Source organism: Tychonema sp. LEGE 07196 (assembly GCF_963890365.1).
In the GTDB taxonomy this organism is placed as follows: Bacteria; Cyanobacteriota; Cyanobacteriia; order Cyanobacteriales; family Microcoleaceae; genus Microcoleus.
Genome location: NZ_CAWPRX010000040.1, coordinates 1 through 19,674 on the forward strand (window position 1 = coordinate 1; position 19,674 = coordinate 19,674).

The 19,674-nt window shown below is 45.6% G+C and carries 11 protein-coding genes and 1 pseudogene; 5 read left to right on the forward strand and 7 right to left on the reverse strand.

What is annotated here, in order from left to right; genetic code table 11:
* On the forward strand, positions 1-1,555 hold a 1,555-nt coding region (locus AACV78_RS05505; RefSeq protein ID WP_194011832.1), incomplete at its 5' end, for a hypothetical protein.
* Between the two features lie 223 nt (positions 1,556-1,778).
* Here the strand turns inward: AACV78_RS05505 and AACV78_RS05510 are convergent.
* From AACV78_RS05510 to AACV78_RS05520, 3 genes are read right to left on the reverse strand one after another with little or no spacing between them, the layout of a single operon-like run.
* Positions 1,779-2,138: a hypothetical protein gene (locus AACV78_RS05510; RefSeq protein ID WP_228042612.1), complete on the reverse strand. Its 360-nt coding sequence runs from the start codon at positions 2,136-2,138 to the stop codon at positions 1,779-1,781.
* A gap of 50 nt (positions 2,139-2,188) precedes the next feature.
* On the reverse strand, positions 2,189-2,473 hold the full coding sequence (locus tag AACV78_RS05515) for a hypothetical protein (RefSeq protein ID WP_228042613.1): 285 nt from the start codon (positions 2,471-2,473) through the stop codon (positions 2,189-2,191).
* 42 nt (positions 2,474-2,515) lie between these two features.
* Positions 2,516-2,839, reverse strand: coding sequence for a hypothetical protein (locus AACV78_RS05520; protein ID WP_228042614.1), 324 nt, complete (start codon positions 2,837-2,839; stop codon positions 2,516-2,518).
* A gap of 956 nt (positions 2,840-3,795) precedes the next feature.
* Here AACV78_RS05520 and AACV78_RS05525 point away from each other — a divergent pair.
* Positions 3,796-5,868, forward strand: a complete 2,073-nt coding sequence (locus tag AACV78_RS05525) for an iron uptake porin (protein ID WP_194011831.1) — start codon at positions 3,796-3,798, stop codon at positions 5,866-5,868.
* A gap of 311 nt (positions 5,869-6,179) precedes the next feature.
* Here AACV78_RS05525 and AACV78_RS05530 read toward each other — a convergent pair whose 3' ends face one another.
* On the reverse strand, positions 6,180-7,415 hold the full coding sequence (locus tag AACV78_RS05530; protein WP_339383479.1) for an FIST signal transduction protein: 1,236 nt from the start codon (positions 7,413-7,415) through the stop codon (positions 6,180-6,182).
* A gap of 484 nt (positions 7,416-7,899) precedes the next feature.
* Here AACV78_RS05530 and AACV78_RS05535 point away from each other — a divergent pair, with 484 nt between their 5' ends.
* Positions 7,900-8,136: a Calvin cycle protein CP12 gene (locus AACV78_RS05535; RefSeq protein WP_194011829.1), complete on the forward strand. Its 237-nt coding sequence runs from the start codon at positions 7,900-7,902 to the stop codon at positions 8,134-8,136.
* Between the two features lie 260 nt (positions 8,137-8,396).
* On the opposite strand, the pseudogene AACV78_RS05540 reads toward AACV78_RS05535, so the two are convergent.
* A pseudogene (locus AACV78_RS05540) lies at positions 8,397-9,612 on the reverse strand (RNA-guided endonuclease InsQ/TnpB family protein).
* A 406-nt stretch (positions 9,613-10,018) separates the two neighbouring features.
* Here AACV78_RS05540 and AACV78_RS05545 point away from each other — a divergent pair.
* Positions 10,019-10,639 carry a DUF3177 family protein gene (locus AACV78_RS05545; RefSeq protein WP_194011828.1) on the forward strand — a complete coding sequence of 207 codons (621 nt, stop codon included), beginning with the start codon at positions 10,019-10,021 and terminating at the stop codon, positions 10,637-10,639.
* A gap of 294 nt (positions 10,640-10,933) precedes the next feature.
* Entirely contained in the window at positions 10,934-12,367 is a 1,434-nt protein-coding gene (locus tag AACV78_RS05550) for a hypothetical protein (RefSeq protein ID WP_228042615.1), read from the forward strand.
* On the opposite strand, the gene AACV78_RS05555 is transcribed toward AACV78_RS05550, so the two are convergent.
* Together AACV78_RS05555 and AACV78_RS05560 are read right to left on the reverse strand one after the other, a co-directional pair.
* Positions 12,300-15,755, reverse strand: a complete 3,456-nt coding sequence (locus tag AACV78_RS05555) for a response regulator (protein ID WP_194011826.1) — start codon at positions 15,753-15,755, stop codon at positions 12,300-12,302. The genes AACV78_RS05550 and AACV78_RS05555 overlap by 68 nt on opposite strands.
* 439 nt (positions 15,756-16,194) lie before the next feature.
* Positions 16,195-19,590 (reverse strand): ATP-binding protein, encoded by a 3,396-nt coding sequence (locus AACV78_RS05560; protein ID WP_194011825.1) that lies wholly within the window; start codon positions 19,588-19,590, stop codon positions 16,195-16,197.
* Positions 19,591-19,674: the final 84 nt, after the last annotated feature.

Sequence of the window (19,674 nt, forward strand, 5' to 3'; positions counted from 1 at the left end):
AACCACCCCTCCGCCTCCGCCCCAACCCCCAGTCAAACTCGAACTCGAACTGATACTCGATCGAGAAACCTTCGTCACCCAACTCGGCCGCCCCTTAGTCATTTCCGGCAAAATCGACATTTCCCAACCACCCCAAACAACCAGAAAAAAAGCAACTCTCATCTCTGAATCACAAACAGAAGAACTCAAAAAACTCATCGGTTCAGCAGAAATACAAATCTACCTGCGCGACCCCCAAACCTCAAAAATACTCGCCCAAATCCAGCAGCAGATGCCAGAACAAGCTCCCCCCTGCATCTTTGCCTGCGTCACCTACATCCCCAGCGAGTGCAAAAGTCGCCTAATTTTAGGAGAAGCAATACTCAGCAGCGGAGGCGTTCCCCTAGCCACAAAACTATTTACAATTACGGCCCGTTTAGAGCACCTTCTAGAAGTAATTAAAGAAAATTTCATCGAAGAAAAGCATCAAGCCGAACTCTCCCCAACAGCCTCAAAACAGCCTCTGAAGACCACAAATTTATCGTTTCTCAAGCTAGTAGAAAAATCTTTAGAGCCTCCATCCCCGGCCGAAGTTTCAACAAACGAACCCTTACCGCCTCAACTGAATTCCCGCCAAACTGCAAGTGCCGGCGGTTTAGAATTGCCCGCATTCGGTAACAAACTGCCCGAGGGGGGCCGATCGCAATTACTCCAAGAAATCTCCAATCCCCGTCAAACAGTCGCCGGGGCGATCGACCCACAAACCAAACCCTCAGACATCCCAACAGCCGCAGAAACGGCCGAAGATCGAGCGATCGACAAAAAACCCGAAAACACCCCGGAACCAGAAACAACAGCCCCAGAAACCCCGCCACCAGCCTCAAAACAGGCATTTCAAACCCTAAACGTCGAGAATAGATTTTGGTCGCGACTGAGTTCCCTAGCCAGCAACGGCGAATCCCCCGAATGGCTCAAAGCAACCACCCTGTCGCCAACTCCAAAAGCCGCCAATAGCAGCGACACCACAGCCGTAGTGGAAGAAAGCAGCCCAACATTACAGCAACGGGCGATCGGGAAAACAATTTCCGAGCCCCAATATATTGGCCCGGAATCCAGAGAATTTGTAGTTTTTGACGAGCCCCCACAGCCGAAACAAGTTGCTCAAAAAACCACAAAACTCGAAGAATCAACTGGGCCAACTCCCTACGTTTTGCCAGAAGACGAGTTAGTACCGATGCCCGTCTTAGAATTGCCGCGCGCCCAAATCCTCGCGGGCCAAGCTGTAACAGTGAAAGTGCAACTGCCGGAATTGATGCCCCGGATTTATGTAAAAGTTTGGGTATTCGATCGACAAAGCTACCTGATTCTCGACGGGCCGCGCTGGATTACCGAATTTACACCTAACGGCTTGGGAAATGTCAGAGCAAGTATCGAGTTAGAAATTCCCTACGGCTGCATGGAAGTCGAATTTGAGGCGATCGCCGTAGAAATGCAAACTCAGCGAGAAAGTCACAAAATCAGCGTTCACCGCCAAGTTTTGCCCCCAGCCGGCCCCCTTTTGCCCCTGGATGAGTGAACCCTGCATTCATCTCTCTCTTCTCTTTCTCTGTGTTCTCTGCGTTCTCTGCGGTTAAAAAATTCCGAAATCAGTAATCGTAGCCAGTAGCTAACCCTGATTTGGTATTACTGCAAAAAAGTCGGGAAATGGAGGCGAGAAATCTCAGAATATTCCCGGTTTCTCGCCGCCCGCGCCCAACTTTTTATATCGTTTCCGGTTGCATCGGAATAATAAAATCGAGTCAACAATCAACAGTCAACTTATTCTTGTACACATAGATCGATCGCTGCAAATCCTCAAATTGCAGCGACATCTGGGCCGCCAAACCCGTGCGGTTCCAAACATCCTCCTGACACTTGCGGCGGCAAAAATTCATCGGTTCCGAGTAAACTTGAGATGTCGATAAACTCGGCTTCGGCCCGCACCAGTGAATCACATTCGCCAACGCGCGATCGCCCGCAGGCCCGCTTGATTCCATCGGAAACCGCTTTTTCACCAAATCCCGGTCAAAATCCGGCACCAAAAACTGCATATCCACACTCTGCACCCGCAGCCGACTTTCCCCGGCCGCCCGGACAATCATAAAGTTTAAAAAACCCATTTCTCCGTACTTAAATATCCCCGGATTTGCAACCGTAAAATCTAAAATTTCTACGTATTCTTCCTAATTAAAATGCCGCGTTCAGCAAAAAAAGTACCAGTGCAGAAATAATTGGCTCGATATTTCGACCAGCTAAAACTGGGGAAATTTTTCTCAACACCAGGAATGTCAAAGAAAAACTTGGAAATATCTGCATCCGAATTTTCCTGACAAGGTTGGTCTACAATAAAATCAAATTCCTTAAAATTAGCAAACTTGAGAACATCGCCCCAGACGATCGTATCGGCATCCAAAACCATAAAATTTGACCGAGGACTTTCCCAAAAGGCAATCATCTTAGTTTTGCTCCAACCAAAACTTTTTTTCCTGAGAACCTCTTAGGAAACCGTTGTGCGATCGATTACTCGCACGCCGTAGGATTTTTCCAAAGCACTCACAGAAAACGTACCGTCAATCAACTGACAGATGGGAACATCTCCCAAAAAATACCGGATGCTAGCACAGCAATCCTTAGCAAACAGATAATCTTGGTCGCAGCAGGCAATGATAATACCAAAATCTTCCATAACCGCTGATTCTTTTACTAAAATCTCCACCCACAGCGGTTGTTTTTTTTGTTCCGACAGCACTATTTTTGAGTTGTGCATTTTCGCCCGCTTAGCATTAAATTCCTGCGATCGCCCTACGCCAAAAACAGCCATCAAATCCCTATAAAATTTGGGTTGAGTTTGTATCTCAAGCAACACAGCATTCTCGGCGCGATTGGATATTAAGCAACACCAATTGCAGCCGCACTCAGAACACCCAAAAATTGTGTTAAAGTAGCGGTTAATTAAACCGGGCGACAGCTTGTCTCAAACATGACTATCGCCCGCGCAAGTCCCGACTCTTGGGATCGTCAAAAAAGCCAAATTGGTCAAGCCAGAAATTTGGCTTTTCAAGGGTACATCTACGAGTTATGAAAGCCCGCTGGCTCCCAGCAGGCCCGAAAATCGCCCCGCCAAAGGTCGCAGGGTTTAAAGTGAGGTTAAAAAGCTTGACATATTTGGCTCGAAAGCTGTATAAGGGAGGCGACAAGCAGCCCCGATCCTATCCTGATAACTGTCTATTAAGTCTGGCGTAGCCGAAGACTCAGGGTAGCAGTCAGTTTGAGGCAGATTGTGGCCGAACCCGCACCACCAATTATCGATCGCACCTACAGCAATTAAAGCAAGTCGGGCGATCGATAGATGAAATGAACTCCTTGGGGCGCAGGGAGTCTGCCGAGATCGCACGCACCCCGTGCGATGGGAGTGAGGACAAGATGGCTTGTCAAACCTCCATACGCTGCATAAGACCAACATCATTCAAAAATGGTAGAGGCAGCGGCGGTTGAAACGGGAAGCCCAGACTGTATGCTTCGCATAGCGTGTGGGTACGTCGCCCGGTGATGGTATAATCAACCGTAATGTAATGTGGACTTGACCAGAATTGATGCCCTTGCCGTAGAAAAGCCCAGCCCCTACGTTCAAGCGGAAACTAGACACCCCAACTGTGAGTCAGCAGCTATGGAGAGGTTCTATTATATTGGCAGTTATTCTTAGCAGACAAGCAACCACAAAAATTACAAGTTGGGAATTCTCGATCGAGTTGAATAGAGTGTGAAGGTGTGAGGAAAATGAACAGAACTTTTTGGAATTTACTGCTAGTATCCCCCGCTATTCTGGGGCTATCATCAGTTGTCAGTACCGCAGCCCTAGCAGCCGAAGCGACCGCAACCGCTGAAGCCAACCAGCTAGCCACAGCAAAGTCATCCGAATCAAAAATTGCAGCATCAGTTGCAGAATTAGTTGCAGAACCAGTTGCAGCAGCCCCTGCCGCCCCAGAAAAGCTGGCTTTAAACAGCATCGCTCCAGCGGCCCAAACCCCGATCGCCAACTCGGACGACGCACAAAAACAGCCGGAAAAACTGGCAAAAATTGAACCAGAAACCAGCGCAGCAGCACTGCAAACAGCAGAAAGCGGCATCGACTCAGCAGCCCCAATCGCAATCGCCCCCGCCACCACAGCGGCAGCGACTGAACCCGTGGCTGCAGCGAACACAGCCGAACCGTCGCCCCAAGCATCAGACTTGGCAGTGCAAAGCACCCCCACAGACACCGCTGCAAAAATTGAAGAACCCGCTGCCGCCGCTCTCCCCCCAGCTACTGTCCCAGCTACTAAGGTAGAAATTGCTCAGACAGTACCCGGAGGAATGGGCGGCCCGATCGTCCCAGCAACACCCCAAGCCCTGCCGGCACAACAGTCAGGAACCATGTCCCAGGTGACATCGGTCTCTCAGCTATCCGACGTAAGGCCGACAGACTGGGCATTCCAAGCCCTGCAATCCCTAGTCGAACGCTACGGTTGTATCGCAGGCTATCCCGACGGCACCTACCGCGGCAACCGCGCCCTGACTCGCTACGAATTTGCAGCCGGCGTCAACGCCTGCTTAGACCAAGTAACCAAACTAATTAGCTCGTCAACAGGTACCTTCGTCACCAAAGACGACTTAGCCATCCTGCAACGCCTGCAAGAAGAATTTGCAGCCGAACTCGCTACCCTGCGCGGACGAGTAGACGGCCTAGAAGCTCGCACCGCAGAACTAGAAGCTAACCAGTTCTCCACCACAACCAAACTCTCAGGAGAAGCCATTTTTCTCGCCAGCGACACCTTCGGAGATGGTGTTGGGCTGCGGGACGACAAAACGGCCACCAACCTCGGCTACCGGGTGCGGTTGAACTTCAACACCAGCTTCAGCGGTCGAGACTTGCTCAGAACCCGCTTGCAAGCTAGAAACGTCGCCAACTACGGTACAGCCAACACCGCCGGTACGAACATGGCTCGCCTCGCCATCGACGGCGAAGACGGCAACCAATTCTCCCTCGATCAAGTGTGGTATCGCTTTCCGGTAGGCAACGCTACAGTATGGTTGGGCCCGAAAGGACTGAGGCTCGATGACGTTGCCGAGCTGACTGCTCCCTTGGAAAGTAGCGGCAACGGTGCTTTATCCAGGTTTGGACGTTACAACCCGGCAGTGTTCCGCGGCCCCGAAGGAGCAGGCGCTGCTATCAAATACAACTTGGGCCCAGTGAAAGCCACAGTTGCCTATCTTGCCTCCGACGGCGACTCTCCCAACCCAGCCGACGGCCGGGGCGTTTTCAACGGTTCTTTCAGCGCTTTGGGTCAGCTCAACTTCTCTCTCGGCAAATTTATTGACATTGGCGCAACTTACACCCGGAAATACAATCGGGGTGGCGATGTTGGCATCATGGGCGGTACTGGCAGTTCCTTGGCTAACCGGCCCTTCGGTCAAACATCCACCGCATCAGATAACTTTGGCGTACAACTTAACTTAAAACCCAGCCGCGGCTTCCAGCTTGGCGGTTGGTACGGTTACACCAAGGCTCACCAAGAACGGGGCGCAGACAATGACGCTACTGTTCAGAACGGTGCTGTTTTCTTGGCGCTGCCAGATTTTGGCAAGCCTGGAAACCTCCTCGGTTTTATTGCCGGCATCCCGCCAAAAGTTACTGAAAGCGATGTCGCCAGAGACCGCGACACCTCTTATCACTTGGAGGGTTTCTATCGCTTCCAAGTTAATGACTTTATTGCGGTGACACCGGGCGTTTACGTGATTCTGAATCCCGAAAACAACAGAAATAATGACGATATCTGGGTAGGAGTCCTGCGGACAACCTTTAGTTTCTAAGGTTTCCTGATATCTAGTTAAAACTAAAAGCGGCAGGCGACTGCCGCTTTTAGTTATTGCTCAGTTGGTAGTTGTTAGTTGGCAGTTGGCAGTTGTTAGTTGGTAGTTGTCAGTTGGCAGTTGTCAGTTGGCAGTTGTCAGTTGGCAGTTGTCAGTTGTCAGTTGTTAGTTGGTAGGGGCGGTGGATGGTGCGTGCGGGCCCTCTTAGTTGGTAGTTGTTAGTTGTTAGTTGTTAGTTGTTAGTTGTCAACAGTCAACAGTCAACCGTCAACAGTCAACCGTCAACAGTCAACCGTCAACCGTCAACAAGATTATGAATTTTGGCGGCAAATCCCGAAAACGGAGGTGTAGCCGTGCAGAAACGTGCTGCCGCCCACGGGGCCGATTTCGCCGTTGCAGAAAAAGCCGCTCAGGGGAATGTTTTTGATGTACCTGCCAAACAGTCGCGAGTCAAAGTTCGATTGGCCGTAAAGCCCTTCGCCGCGCCCCAGACAAGAGAAAATCAATGCGCCGGCGCTAGATGTACCCCTGTACTCAGCATCCCGCTGATAGCGATCGAGCAGCAGTTCTAGGTCTTCTGCGGAGGTGCGCGCGTCCCGCAGGTGGAATTGGATGCGCTGTCCGGGACGGACTCGATCGCCGATCGCAATTGCTCCCACTTTCGGATCTACCCCTAACAAATTTCGGATTAAAAAATCTCCGGGCTCTAATTTAAACTTGAATTCATCGCTGACTAAGCCGACAAATAACGAGTGCTGCGCTAATTCTCGGTCCGCTTCGCTCAAAGTTTGAACTAACTCTCGCAGGGCCTCTAAGGGCGATCGCTCGATGCCCCCGCTGCCGATATCGTCGGTTTGTTCTTCGAGTTTGAGCACAATATTGCGCTCTCCTTCCGTCACCCGATAAGGATGCCCGATCGGTCTGCAGCCTTGAGCGACGATCGTTTCGAGAACTATATTACCGCTCAAAGCCACTCCCACCGTTCCTTCTCGGTAAAGCTGATAGTCGCAAAACAGCGCCGCGCCCCTGCCCGCACCGTCGCCGCCGGCGAGTCCCCCTACCTTCGGTGCACCCGGATAGGCATAATCTAGCCCTTGCAGCAAATCGTTAATTTTTGCCGAAAAGGGGTCGGCCAAAATGATAAACTGCGGTTCTTCACCGGCCGGCACGCCCAACAAATCCACCCAAGTATCCGGCGGACTGTCTAAGTCCGGCAGTTCCTCTGCACCGACGTGAAATGTTCTGACGTTCACTCCAGGCAAGCGGGCAAGACAGAGGCTGACTGCTGGAGAACCCTCCACTTCTTCGGTCTGACCGCCTCGACCGGTACCGATTACCCCCCCCCCGCCGCAGCCGAGAATCGCAGGCACTGGCAGTAATTCTTTGAGTAAAGGCATCAGCCGAGAATACTCGCTGGCAAAGGCAGACGAGATAAAAATCAGCGCTAAATCGGCCGGGCCTTCTAATTCGCGATCGGCTTTTTCTACAACTTCTTTCAAGGCTGATTCCAAAGACGGACGGGTTGATAAGGCGCTGACCCATTGCATTTGGTTTTGCTTGTCCATAGGGCGAAAATCTCTATAAAACTATGTCTATACATTAGGCTAACCGGAACTTGCCGCTGGCGGGACGCTATTGGAAAGTCGATCGACTCTCCCCCGATCGCGGTTTTTGTGTTAACATAAGTTAACATGAGTCTTAAATCAATCTGTTTAGTGTTAAATTCCGTCTTCAGCTAAATCTTAAAAGATCAAGCTCAATACAGTTTGACACCACAACTGGGTGTAATGTTTTTATCAAAAGTCAGGTGGGCTCGACCTGCATTGATGCCTGTTAACTAAAATCCGCCGATCGGCTAAAATAAAACAGGAAGTAGAGACGGCTGCTGCGATCGCAGTTTATTGATGGGTTTGATCGGGCTGCAACCTCAGCACATCTCAAGCTAGTATTAGCTGAGGTCGCCAAACTGAAACTGCAAATCGAACACAAGCTAACATCCAAAAAAGAAAACCTTTCTTACCGTGAAAATTTATGACAACAACACCCGCAGGCAACATCGAATCAAAAATTGAAGAAGAACTAGAAAGCGCTCGTACCGTCTGTGACGTCAAGGGCGCAACTTCGGGCGAATGCGCCGCAGCGTGGGACGCAGTTGAAGAACTGCAAGCTGAAGCTTCCCACCAAAAGCAAGTCAAACCTAAAAATTCCTTGGATAGATTTTGCGACGACAACCCTGACGCTGCTGAATGCCGCATCTACGAGGAATAAACGAGCAATTTAGCTCCTTGTCTTCCCTCCCGCACCAAAAGCTACATTTTGGTGCGGGATTCTTTTATCGCTTGATTAACTGTACCTTTTTGCCAAATACGTGCTATACATAACTCCCTCCCAAAAAAACCTTGTAAAGGAGAGCTAGGACTTCATCTATAGCAAGTATTTAGTCAACTCCCCAAGAATACCCAGTGGTTGAAAGTGCGTCTACAGGAGACTTTACCAACCTGGTACAGGTTGAAGACAAGACGAGTGAATTACCCACCGTCAAGCGGAGTACCGCTATGACGGGGGCTTCCAGATTCACAAGGAACCGCGTCCGACAAGACCGAAATCTTGCCACCACGACTTACATTCCCTCCACTGGCAGTAGCACTAATTCCTAATGCCAAAAACCGCAAGGCTTCATCATCTAATATTTTTTGCCGCATTCACGTCGCGATCATTTCTTGATTTACAACTAGGGCAATCCCAATGACGAACATCCAATGACATTTCAGATACTTTGTGCAGACAATTATTGCAAGTTTTGGAGCTAGGGAAGAATCGGTCAACCTCAACATAGATTTTGCCCTCTTTTTCAGCTTTATACTTGAGCATTGTTCCGAACATCCCCCACCCAGCATCGCTAATTGATTTAGCTATACAGTGATTGTGTACCATGCCTTTGACGTTTAAATTTTCTACGGCGATGACTTGGTTTTCGTTTACTATCTTGCGGGATAGTTTGTGTAGAAAATCTTCGCGAACACGCTTGATTCTTGAGGGGACTTTAGCCACTAATCTTCTAGCCTTGTGTCTAGTATTGCTCCCTTTTTGCTGACGACTGAGTTTCTGTTGTTTCCTTTTGAGGTTACGGCTGTGTCTTTTGAGATGCTGAGGATTGACATATTTACTGCCATCACTGGTTACACAGAAGTCAATCAAGCCTACATCTAAACCAATTGCCTTGCCTTTTTGTGTAGTCTCTACACTCGGAATACCATCATCAACCAAGATAGAAGCAAAATACTTCCCATCTGGGTTCTTAGATACGGTAACAGTCTTGACTGTGCCATCAAAAGTGCGATGTATTTTGCAATTCACTTCACCAATGATAGGTAGCTTGATAGACTTTTCACCTACCTTGACATTCTGAGGATAGCTGACGGATTGCCGTCCATGCTTTGATTTGAAGCTAGGAAAACCAGCTTTTTTTTCAAAGAAATTCTGGTATGCAACAGACAGATTTAGGGCAACAACCTGTAGAGATGGCGAGTAAGCACCTTTCTTCAGCCAAGGATATTCGCTCTTGAGCTGAGGTAGTAAACCTTGGATTGCGCCCCGACTCAGCCCTTTACCGGTAGCCTTGTATGTTTCCTGACAAAGATTTAGGCTGTAATTCCAGAACCATCTCGAACAGCCAAATGCACCAGCAAAATATTGCTGCTGTTCGGTTGTTGGATATAATCGGAACTTGTAAGCTTGATACATTATCGGTAACTAAGGTTGCTGGTAACAGCATAGCTGATAGGCAAGGAAAATACAGGGAATTTGTTCGTTTCCTCATGCACCGCCCGTCTACTGCTGGCTGCGCTTTGTATCTCGTGGGCGGTGCAATTGTCAACTCACGAGCCTTTCATCACGCGGGCGTAATTCATTCGGGGTACTTCGCGCAGCGCGAAGATTCATCCCGAATGAATATACCGAGGGACTTCCCGGCTGGATAGTTAAAATTACGTTATATTTTGGGATATGCCGAGGACGTTCGGCGAAGCTGTCGAGCCACCAACGAAAGTTTTTGTAAACCTCGTTTCAACCGCCGTCTTATCTTATCCCTGACTTTTGAGCATTTGTATAGTAGAATTTGTCACAAATAAGTGAGTATATTTTCCCAAAGATGTTAAGTCTTTTATTGGCAGCCACTGGGCCTTGGTTTCAACCACTTGTGTGGATGGATTACCGCTTGTCTGTGCTATTAACCATTTCGATCCCGCTGGTAGTGCTGATTTGGGCTGTTTTTGACAAAGCTGATGCGATCGCCCGTTTGTTGGTGATTTATTGGCGGGTAGCCAGTTTGTTGGCAATTACACTTTACCTGATGATGGCTGCTCTGCCTGTGAGCTTTGTCTCGTCAGTGATAGCGAGAGCCTTGATTCCTGCTTGTCTGTGGTTCTGGCAGGATTTAAACGACGAAATTGCCGATCGGCCTCAATCACCTTTGAAGCTCGCCTTTACAGCTTGGCGGTGGGCGATTACTGTTTTCAGCGGTTTGGGCGCTCTAGCTCAAATTCCCTTCTTAAACTGTGCCTTTAAATCTCAAATTCAAGTAATTGACGAACCTTTTTGCCGCATTTGGTTAGACCCGCCTTGGCTGTACAAGCAGATGTTTCACCCTAATCTCACACCTCAATTTTTGGGATTGTTGGGTATGACAGGTTTAGCAATTTATGTAATTTACCTGTCATACTTTGTATTAATTAAAATTGGCAAACAGGGGAGGTCAGCTACTGGAAATTAAGTAGATTTAAAGCAAATATTGGTCTCCTCCATTTCAGCTAAAATCTTCAACAAAAAAGTCAAAATTTCCTACTCGAAAAAACCGCATATACGAAAAATTCAACTAACAAGAGGGTGGCTGAGGTGATACCGCTCAAAATTTGATACCGTACCACGTACTCCTGTTGTGGATATCTAAAAATTTTAGACGAAGAGTTCCTGCTCCGGTTGCAACTAAATCTCAAACTTGTAGGGCGAAGTCGAATTATCTCAAATCTCAAATTGACTGACATCAATGTTATTGGAAAAGACTGTGATGGATAGCAAAGAAGCATATTTACAGTGCTTAGAAAAGCTGATTTGGGCGATCGACCGCCTAAACGCAGAAGTAGAACCAACTGAACTCGCTCGGATTGCCGAACTGATAGTTCAGCCGATGACAGGATCGTGGCGTTTTTTTCACACTCCCGAACATATTTTTGAGGTAGGGGGAAAAGAAGACGCGATCGAGGTTTTGGCCGCTTTATTTCACGATATCGTCTACGTGCAAGTCGATCGCAGTATTAACTTTAACGTCAGCTACTACATCACTCCGGTAACAAAAGAAGTCAACAAACAGCTACAAATTCGAGAGCAATCTGAACTGTCGGCAGATCCTACCTTCGAGATGGTAATGCAGGTATTCGGTTTTGTACCCGGAGAAGTGCTCAACCCCTTCTCAGGACAAAACGAATTTCTCAGCGCTTTGGTAGCAGCAAAAGCTCTAGAACCATTTCTCAAACGCGAGCAATTGCTTCAAATTGCAGCCTGCATTGAAGCCACAATTCCGTTTCGCCCCGCCGACGGAAAAGTAACAGTCAGCCAGCGTCTTTACGACCGCTTGCAAGCAATAAATATCCTGTTTAACCTCAGTTTGACTGACGAGGAAATGCGGGAAACTATAAAAAAAGCTGTACGCATTTCTAACCGGGATGTAATCAGTTTTTCTCACCAGAGTTCAGCCCATTTTTTGGCAAATACCTGGAATTTACTGCCGGAAACCAATCACAACCTCACCTGCTGCGGTTTTTACACGGTTCGCGACTATCGAATTGCTATCCTGAAAATGGAGGGTTTTCTGAGTTATCTCCAGCCAGAGGTGATTTTTCGGCAGTTTGAGGGATGTCCCGACGATCGCACCTATCAGCGTTGGGAAACTACTGCTAGATACAATCTGGAAATTGCCAAGCTTTATTTAGGCTGCAAACTAGCTGCTATCGCCCTGCTAGAAGCTCTTTCTTCGAGTTTGGGAATCGACGTTTCTCTAGCGATGATGATGGGAGAACTTCCAGATAGAACTGTCGGAGGCGTGCGCCTAGAAAGCTTTTTTCCAGAAATCGAGAAACCTTACAACCCTAAAAATAGTTTAGAATCGGAAGTATTAAATTTATTAGAAAATGGTAGGGCTAAAAGCAATTCTAAGAGCGATTTAGAACACTCTCCGCTGGCGACGTTTGTAGTAAAAATTGTCGGCTTTGACGAAATGCGCTATCAGTGCGATCGAGCTAAGGAATTGTTTAAGCAAAATCTCGAAGCAGATGAGTTTATTACCGATTTTAACCCGATAGTTATAAAAATTGTCGTTGACTCAATTCTCCAGTTATTTGAAAGTCGCAAATCTACTATCTACCGACACTACCAAATCATTTCTGAGTTAAGGTCCAAACCCCAGACCAATTTTCAGGAACGCCATTTTTTATCAAATGGTTGAGTCGCTCTAAATACAGGATAGCCGTTTTGTCTTCGGAATTAACAGCTAAAACTCGATCGAAACAAATTTGACCGGCCTGAAATTCGTGACGGCGATAATGTTCTAAACCCCGTTCAAAATCCGGCTGAGTTTGTAACTTGATTTCCCTGACTAACTCGGTTTCTCCGTCGAGGACTTCATAGATAGAAATTGCATCTTTTTTGCCTTTGACAATTACTCTATCTAAAAAACGGATTTGATACTGTTCGGGAGCGGTTAAATTTTCCAAAATTTTATCAGAAATTATTAACGATACTCCATATAATTTAGTGAGACTTTCCAAACGAGAGGCTAAATTGACATGATCGGAAAAAGCATCTCCCTGCATTCTCTGTGCTTCTCCGACTATCCCCACCATCATCTGACCGAAATGCACTCCTACACCTACTTGAATCGGTTGATATCCGCTGCGAAGCCGATAGACATTATATTTGTGAACTTGTTGCAGTTTAGCAATTCCACCTTTGAGTGCATCGTCAGCACCGTTTGGAAAAACTGCCATCATTCCATCTCCTAAATACTTGACAATAAAGCCGTGATTCTCTCTAATTTTTGGACTTACTTCTCGCAAGTAAGCATTAACAAAGTCAAAGTTTTGCTGTGGTGTCATAGTTTCAGAAAGCGAGGTGAAAGAGCGAATATCGCTAAACATGACTGCCATTTCTTTGCTGACATGATTGCCTAATTCGATATCCACAATGCTTTCTTTTTTCAAAAATTCTAAGAAAGCATCAGGGAAAAATCGCCCGTAGGCGCTGTTAGTTTGCGATAAGTTGATGTGAGACTTAATTCTGGTTAAAAGTTCGTCTTTCGAGAAGGGTTTAGTTAGATAGTCGTTAGCGCCGAATTGAAATCCTACGATTAAGTCTGATACTTGATTTTTCGCCGTTAACATCACTACTGGCAACTCGTGGGAGGGATATTTTTCCCTTAGTTTGGCGCAGACTTCATAACCCGACATTCTGGGCATCATGATGTCGAGAATGATTAAGTCAAAATGCTGTCCGCCTTCGAGGATTGATAGGGCTTGTTCCCCGTTAGGCGCCTGAATGACGCTATAATTTTCCAGAGAAAGATGATTGTTTAAAACTTGTAAATTTATCGGGTCGTCGTCAACTATCATAATTTTAAATTGTTCAAGTTTTAATGGCAATCTGGCTTGGCTTACTGGATCTTCATCGGATTTATAAAAATTTAGATTGCAGGACAAATAAGTTTTATAAATGTTGTTTAAAAAATGACTATTCTGAATTTCGGTTGTTGTTTGTGGATTTATTACTGCTTGATTGGGATGAATTTCTTCGGTAGAAAAAGGTAGGGTAAAGGTGAAGTGGGAACCGATACCGACTTGGGATACTGCGTAGATTTTACCGCCGTGGAGTTCGACAAATTGTTTGGATATTGTTAAACCTAAACCTGTTCCTCCGTATTGTCTGACTGTGGAACCGTCGCCTTGTTCAAATGGCTCAAAAATGCGATCGAGCCGATCGCCCCGAATGCCTATTCCAGTATCGGAAACGGTAACAGCTATTTGAAAATTCGGGCCTGGGGGCGGGCGATTTGACGCGGGCACTGGGAGGAATTTTTGACCGTCGGTGGCTACAATTTCTGCTGATATTTCTACAATGCCGCTATCGGTGAATTTTATCGCATTACCAATTAAGTTGTAAAGGATTTGTTGCAAGCGGTTTTCGTCAGCCCAAGCTAAGGGCAAATCCGCAGGAATATTGTTAATTAACTGCAAGTTTTTAGTACCGATTAAAAATTTGCTGACAGTTAGTACAACTTCGACAATTGACTTAATTCCTACACTGCGAAACTGCAATTCTAGTTTTTGATTTTTGAGTTGAGCAAAGTCGAGAATATTGTCAACAAGTTCGTTGAGCCGCCTGCCGCTGCTAACAATCATTGAGAGGTTGTGCTGCTGAATTTCCGATAAAGTTCCGGCTGCGCCGTCAATCATTGATTCGGCAATACCAATCATTCCGTTGAGGGGAGTTCGGAATTCGTGGGAGGTGTTGGCTAAAAATTCGTCTTTTAGTTTGTCGAATTGTTGCAATTCTTGATTTTTATTTTCGAGGGCGACGAAGGATGTTTGCAATTGACATACCATGCTGGTGAAGGATTTGGCGAGTTGGCCTACTTCGTCGGCGCGATCGAACTCTAGTTTCCGATCCCATTCTCCTCGGGCGATATTTTTGGCTGCTGCGTTTAACCCTAGAATTGGCCGCGCGATCGATCTAGCCGTAAAAATACCAATAATTGTTGCTACTATTAGCGCTGCTATGCAGAGTAAAATAGTGGTAGCAGTGCTAGCATTAATTTTTTCCATAAAATCGTTTTCTGGAATCACTATCACTACTAACCAATCAATGCCGCTGGGGTCTTTGTACGGCAATATCTGCACAAAATTTCGCTGATTTTCGAGTTGAAATTCTAGTTTTTGAGGCGGCTCAACTTGGCTTAAATTGAAATTACTAATGATGTGTTTAGCTGTGGCGTTAGTTAACGTATTTTTGCTATCAATTGCTAGCAATCGTCGAGCTTTGCCGTCAGTGTCGAGGGTGTAGGGTTTTTCGCTTGTCGAACTTCCCACTAAAGCGCCCGATCGCTCCATAATGAAAGTTTGACCCGATCGGCTAATTTTCATGTTTGCCAAAAAGTTCCCAATCTGGCTCAAAATCATGTCAACTGCCATTACTCCAACAAACTCACCTCGCTCGTCATAGCAAGGCTGAGCCGCTGTGATTCCCAAATCTCCATGAAAAAACGTATAAATGTCGGTCCAAACTAATTTGTTTGCTGCGGTTGCACTGATGTACCAAGGACGAGTTCGCGCGTCGTAGTTTGGTTCGTAACTCAATAAAGTAGTGGGATTGCCTCGGTTATCTAAAGTATAGAAAGAACGCCTAGGAAAGTTTTCTGTCATTTTCGCAATTAATTGTCCTGATGCTTCTCTACGAACTCCAATATATTCACCTTGCTTACTACCTAAATAAATTTCTCGCACCGAGGATAATATTTGCATCTCGTGCCAAAAGTAGTGCTGTGTTGCTTGCAAATCTGCTGGATGCAGCTTGCCGAGTTGTGCTGCACCTGCATTGAGTCGGGTGATTGTGTGAGGTTTTTCTAAGTAATTTGTGAGGTGCTCTTGGATGCGATCGCTAATTTCGGCCTGCAAGCTATTAACCAATTCTTGAACGGCTTTTTGTCCGTTGATGAAAGACAAATATCCTACTAGGCTGACTGCGGCGACAGTTTGCAGGACAAATGGCACTGTCAGCGCTAAACGGAGGGGCACGCTGCTGTAAAATTTTGCGATCGATCTGCTAATACTTTTCAATAACATAGTAAATCGCCTGGGTTCTCAGAGAAACTGCACAAATCGGCTGATTCTTGCTTTTGAGCGTAATTAATAATAGTTCCCGCTAATTGCCGATCGCGAATTGAGTCGAAATTAGCGACGCTGGATCGGTAATGCGATCGAAATCACCAAACCAAATGCGACAATTTCCCTGATAAAAAGCATTGTAGCTCATGCTAATAATCCGTGCTGCACCATTATGTACTGGAAATTCACATAATTAGGTTCTGCATCCAGGAATGTTGAATCAAGTCTGTCCTCTACCCTCTTCCTTCTTTTCACCCTAAGCGAATCCCTTATAGCCTTCTTCCTTCTTCCTGATGACATTGGATGGAAAGCTCGGCGGGGACAGCACTAACAACTAACAACCAACAACCAATAACTAATAACAAACAACCAATAACTTCTTCCCTCAAAAAAAAACCTATTTTTCCCTCGAAATTTCCACACCTGACCACCCATCCGGCGCTCCATACATTCGATATTTGCGAGAGCGTTTAAAATACAGCATTGCTACCCGATCGTCAGGATTGATTTGTAAAATATTCTCAAATATTTTTTGGGCAGCAACAAATTTTTGCTGGTAGTAAAAATTGAGAGCTTCTTGAAAAAATTCCGCAGTTTGCTGCTTGAGTACAATGCTTTTCTCTGTTTCTGTATCATAAATTTCAAACACTGACACAGCATTGGTTTTTCCTTTCACCGTTACGCGATCGACAAATCGGTACTTATATTTTTCAAGATCCTCTAGGCGATCGATAATTGCACCGCTAACTAGAATTCTTGCACCATAAATCTTAGTCAATCCTTCCAAACGAGACGCGAGATTCACCGCATCCGCAATCACCGTACTTTCCATCCGTTCTCGCTCGCCAATTGTACCCAGCATCAAATTTCCCGCGTGCAAACCAATGCCGATCGCGATCGGAAACAAACCCTTTTTTTCGCGCTCCTGGTTAAAAATATTCACTTCTTCTTGCATATCAATTGCTGCTCGTATACCATCGTCAGGAGATGTAGAAAACAAAGCCATAACTGCATCTCCAATATATTTGTCAATAAACCCATTTTTTCTCCTAATTACAGGGCTAACTTTTCCCAAATAACTATTAATAAATGCAAAATTTTCTGGCGGTGTCATCATTTCTGAAAGCGACGTAAACGAGCGAATATCAGCAAACAGCACTGTCATATCTCTTTCCTGATTGTCGCCTAATTTTACTTCAATAATACTCGGTTTTTCCAGCAAACTCAGAAAATCTTGTGGCACAAACCTGCCGTAAGCTGCATTCAGCTTTGCCAAACGAATTTGCGTATTAATTCTCGCCAACAACTCCTTTTTGATAAAAGGTTTAGTTACATAATCATTGGCTTCTAAATTAAAAGCTTCTACCAAGTCGGCAGTTTGATTTTTTGCTGTCAGCATCAGAATCGGCATTTCTAAAGGCGAGTATTTTTTGCGAACTTCTCTGCACACTTCATAACCAGTCATCTGCGGCATCATTACGTCCAGTAAAATCAAGTCTGGCTTAAATCCTGATTCAATCAGATTTAAAGCTTCTAAGCCGTTGCTAGCTTTAGTGATGGCGTAGTTTTCTAAAGAAAGATTATTAGTTATCACCTGAATATTAATGGGTTCATCATCGACTACCAAAATTTTTATTCGTTGATTTTCTGGGAAGTTGCTATTGGCTGATAAGCCCGAATTTATGATAGATGATTGCTGGGCTAATTCAGGAGTTGTTAAAATGCGAGATTCCTGGGTTAAAGGCGGCTGTTTGCTGCTAAATTCCGGCTGAGTTTCAGATACAGGCAAAGTAAAAGTGAATAGGGAACCCGCGCCTACAGTGGAAGATACGGAAATTGTACCTCCGTGCAATTCCACTAACTGCTTGGCCACAGCTAACCCTAAACCAGTGCCGCCATATTCTCTAGCAGTGGAACCATCAGCTTGTTCAAAGGATTCAAAAATTCGCTCTAATTTATCTTCGGGGATGCCAATGCCGGTGTCGGATACAGTAATGGCTAATTGGGAATTAAGCGGTGATTGTTCGTTGCAATTTACCAATTCTGCTGAAATTTCAACTGTGCCATTTTCGGTAAATTTAATCGCATTGCCGATTAAGTTGTAAAGGATTTGCTCTAAGCGATTTTCGTCGGCTGCTATGGGCGGCAATTCGGGATCGATTGAATTAATCAACTGTAAGTTTTTTTGATTTACTAAGGGCTGAGATAATGTAAGAATTACAGAGACTATTTCTCTCACACCAACGGATTTAATTTGCAGTTCTATGGTTTTGTGTTTTAGCTGAGAAAAATCTAAAATATCGTTAATTAAGGTAGACAATCTTTTTCCCGAAGCTGAAATCAAACCTAAGTTAAAATTTGTTGATTCTGGGAGTTGTCCGGTAGCACCGTCTATTAAAGATTCTGCAATCCCAATAATGCCGTTGAGTGGAGTGCGGAGTTCGTGGGAAGTATTTGCTAAGAATTCGTCTTTCAGTTTGTCCAGTCGCTCTAATTCGCTATTTTTAGTTTCTAAGGCTGTAAAGGATGCTTGCAGTTGTGTTGCCATGCTGTTAAAAGCAGCGGCAAGTATGCCTAACTCGTCGGCACGATCGAGCTTGACAGTTTTATCAAATTGTCCTTCAGACAACGCTATTGCTGCATCTTTTAATTTTAAAATAGGTTGGCTAATCCACCGAGAAGTGATAAGTCCTAGCACAGTAGTCATCACTAATGCGACCAAACATAGCAATATTGTAGTTCTGTTTCCGGCATGAATTTGTTCCATAAAGTCGGCTTCGGGAACGACGACGACAATCAGCCAATCTAAACTTTTGCCGTCTTGGAATGGCAGGACTTTTAAAAATTGTGGTTTGCCGTTTATTTCAAAACTTAGTTGCTGCGATTTGGTGATTTGGCGCAAGTTTTGAAAGTGTGTTTCTAAATATTTAGCTGTATTTTGTGTGACTGGATCGCTGCTTTCTGTTACTTTAAACAGTTCTCTTTTACCGTTTTGGGTGCGGAAAGGTTGTTCCGGCGTGGAAGTTGCCAGCAGCGTGCCGTTTCTTTCGATAATAAAAGTTTGACCGGATTTGCCTATTTTGAGGCTGTTTAAAAATTGACCGATACTGTCGAGACGCAAAGCAGCAATTAATACTCCTTCTAGCTGTTTCTGGCTGTTGTAAACTGGTTGCAAAGCGCTAAGGATCAATGTGGGTTCTAGGAAGGATATATAAACTGAACTCCAAGTTGGTTTTGCTGTTAGAGCCGCATAGGTGTAGGAAGGATGCTGTCGGATGTCGAAGTTTTTGACGTTGGCTACTACTGTCGTGCGATCGCCCGAATCATTAGTATTGTAGGAATAAAAATCAAAATTTGTAGAGGGCCCGGATGCGTTAATCAATAAAGTTCCATCCGATGTCTTTTCGCCAGTGCGGTATTCTCCATCTCGATTGGCGATCGACGTAAAATTAATATAAGGATACAACTGTACTTGCCGCCACAGATACTTTTCCCAAGCTGACAAATCTTGCATATTAACAAAACCCAGTTTCACCGCATCCAGCTTGCTTTGATTGATTTGGTGGGGAGTTTGTAAATAAGTTACCAAATTTTGCTCAATGCGATTGCTCACCTCCCCCATCAACTGATCGGCAAGATCGTTTACTGCTCTTTGAGAGTTCTTAAATGATAAATATCCGACAATTCCCACCGCTGCAAATACTTGCAAGACAAACGGAACTATCAGCACAGTTTGCAGCGTCGATTTTCCTGAAATTTTGGCAATTAAGCGCTGGAGAGAAAAAGTTGACATAACATTAATTGAGCGGGAAATATAGCAATCCTAAATCATTTGTGAATTTCTTACTCCCTCTCCTTGACAAGGGGAGGGTTGGGT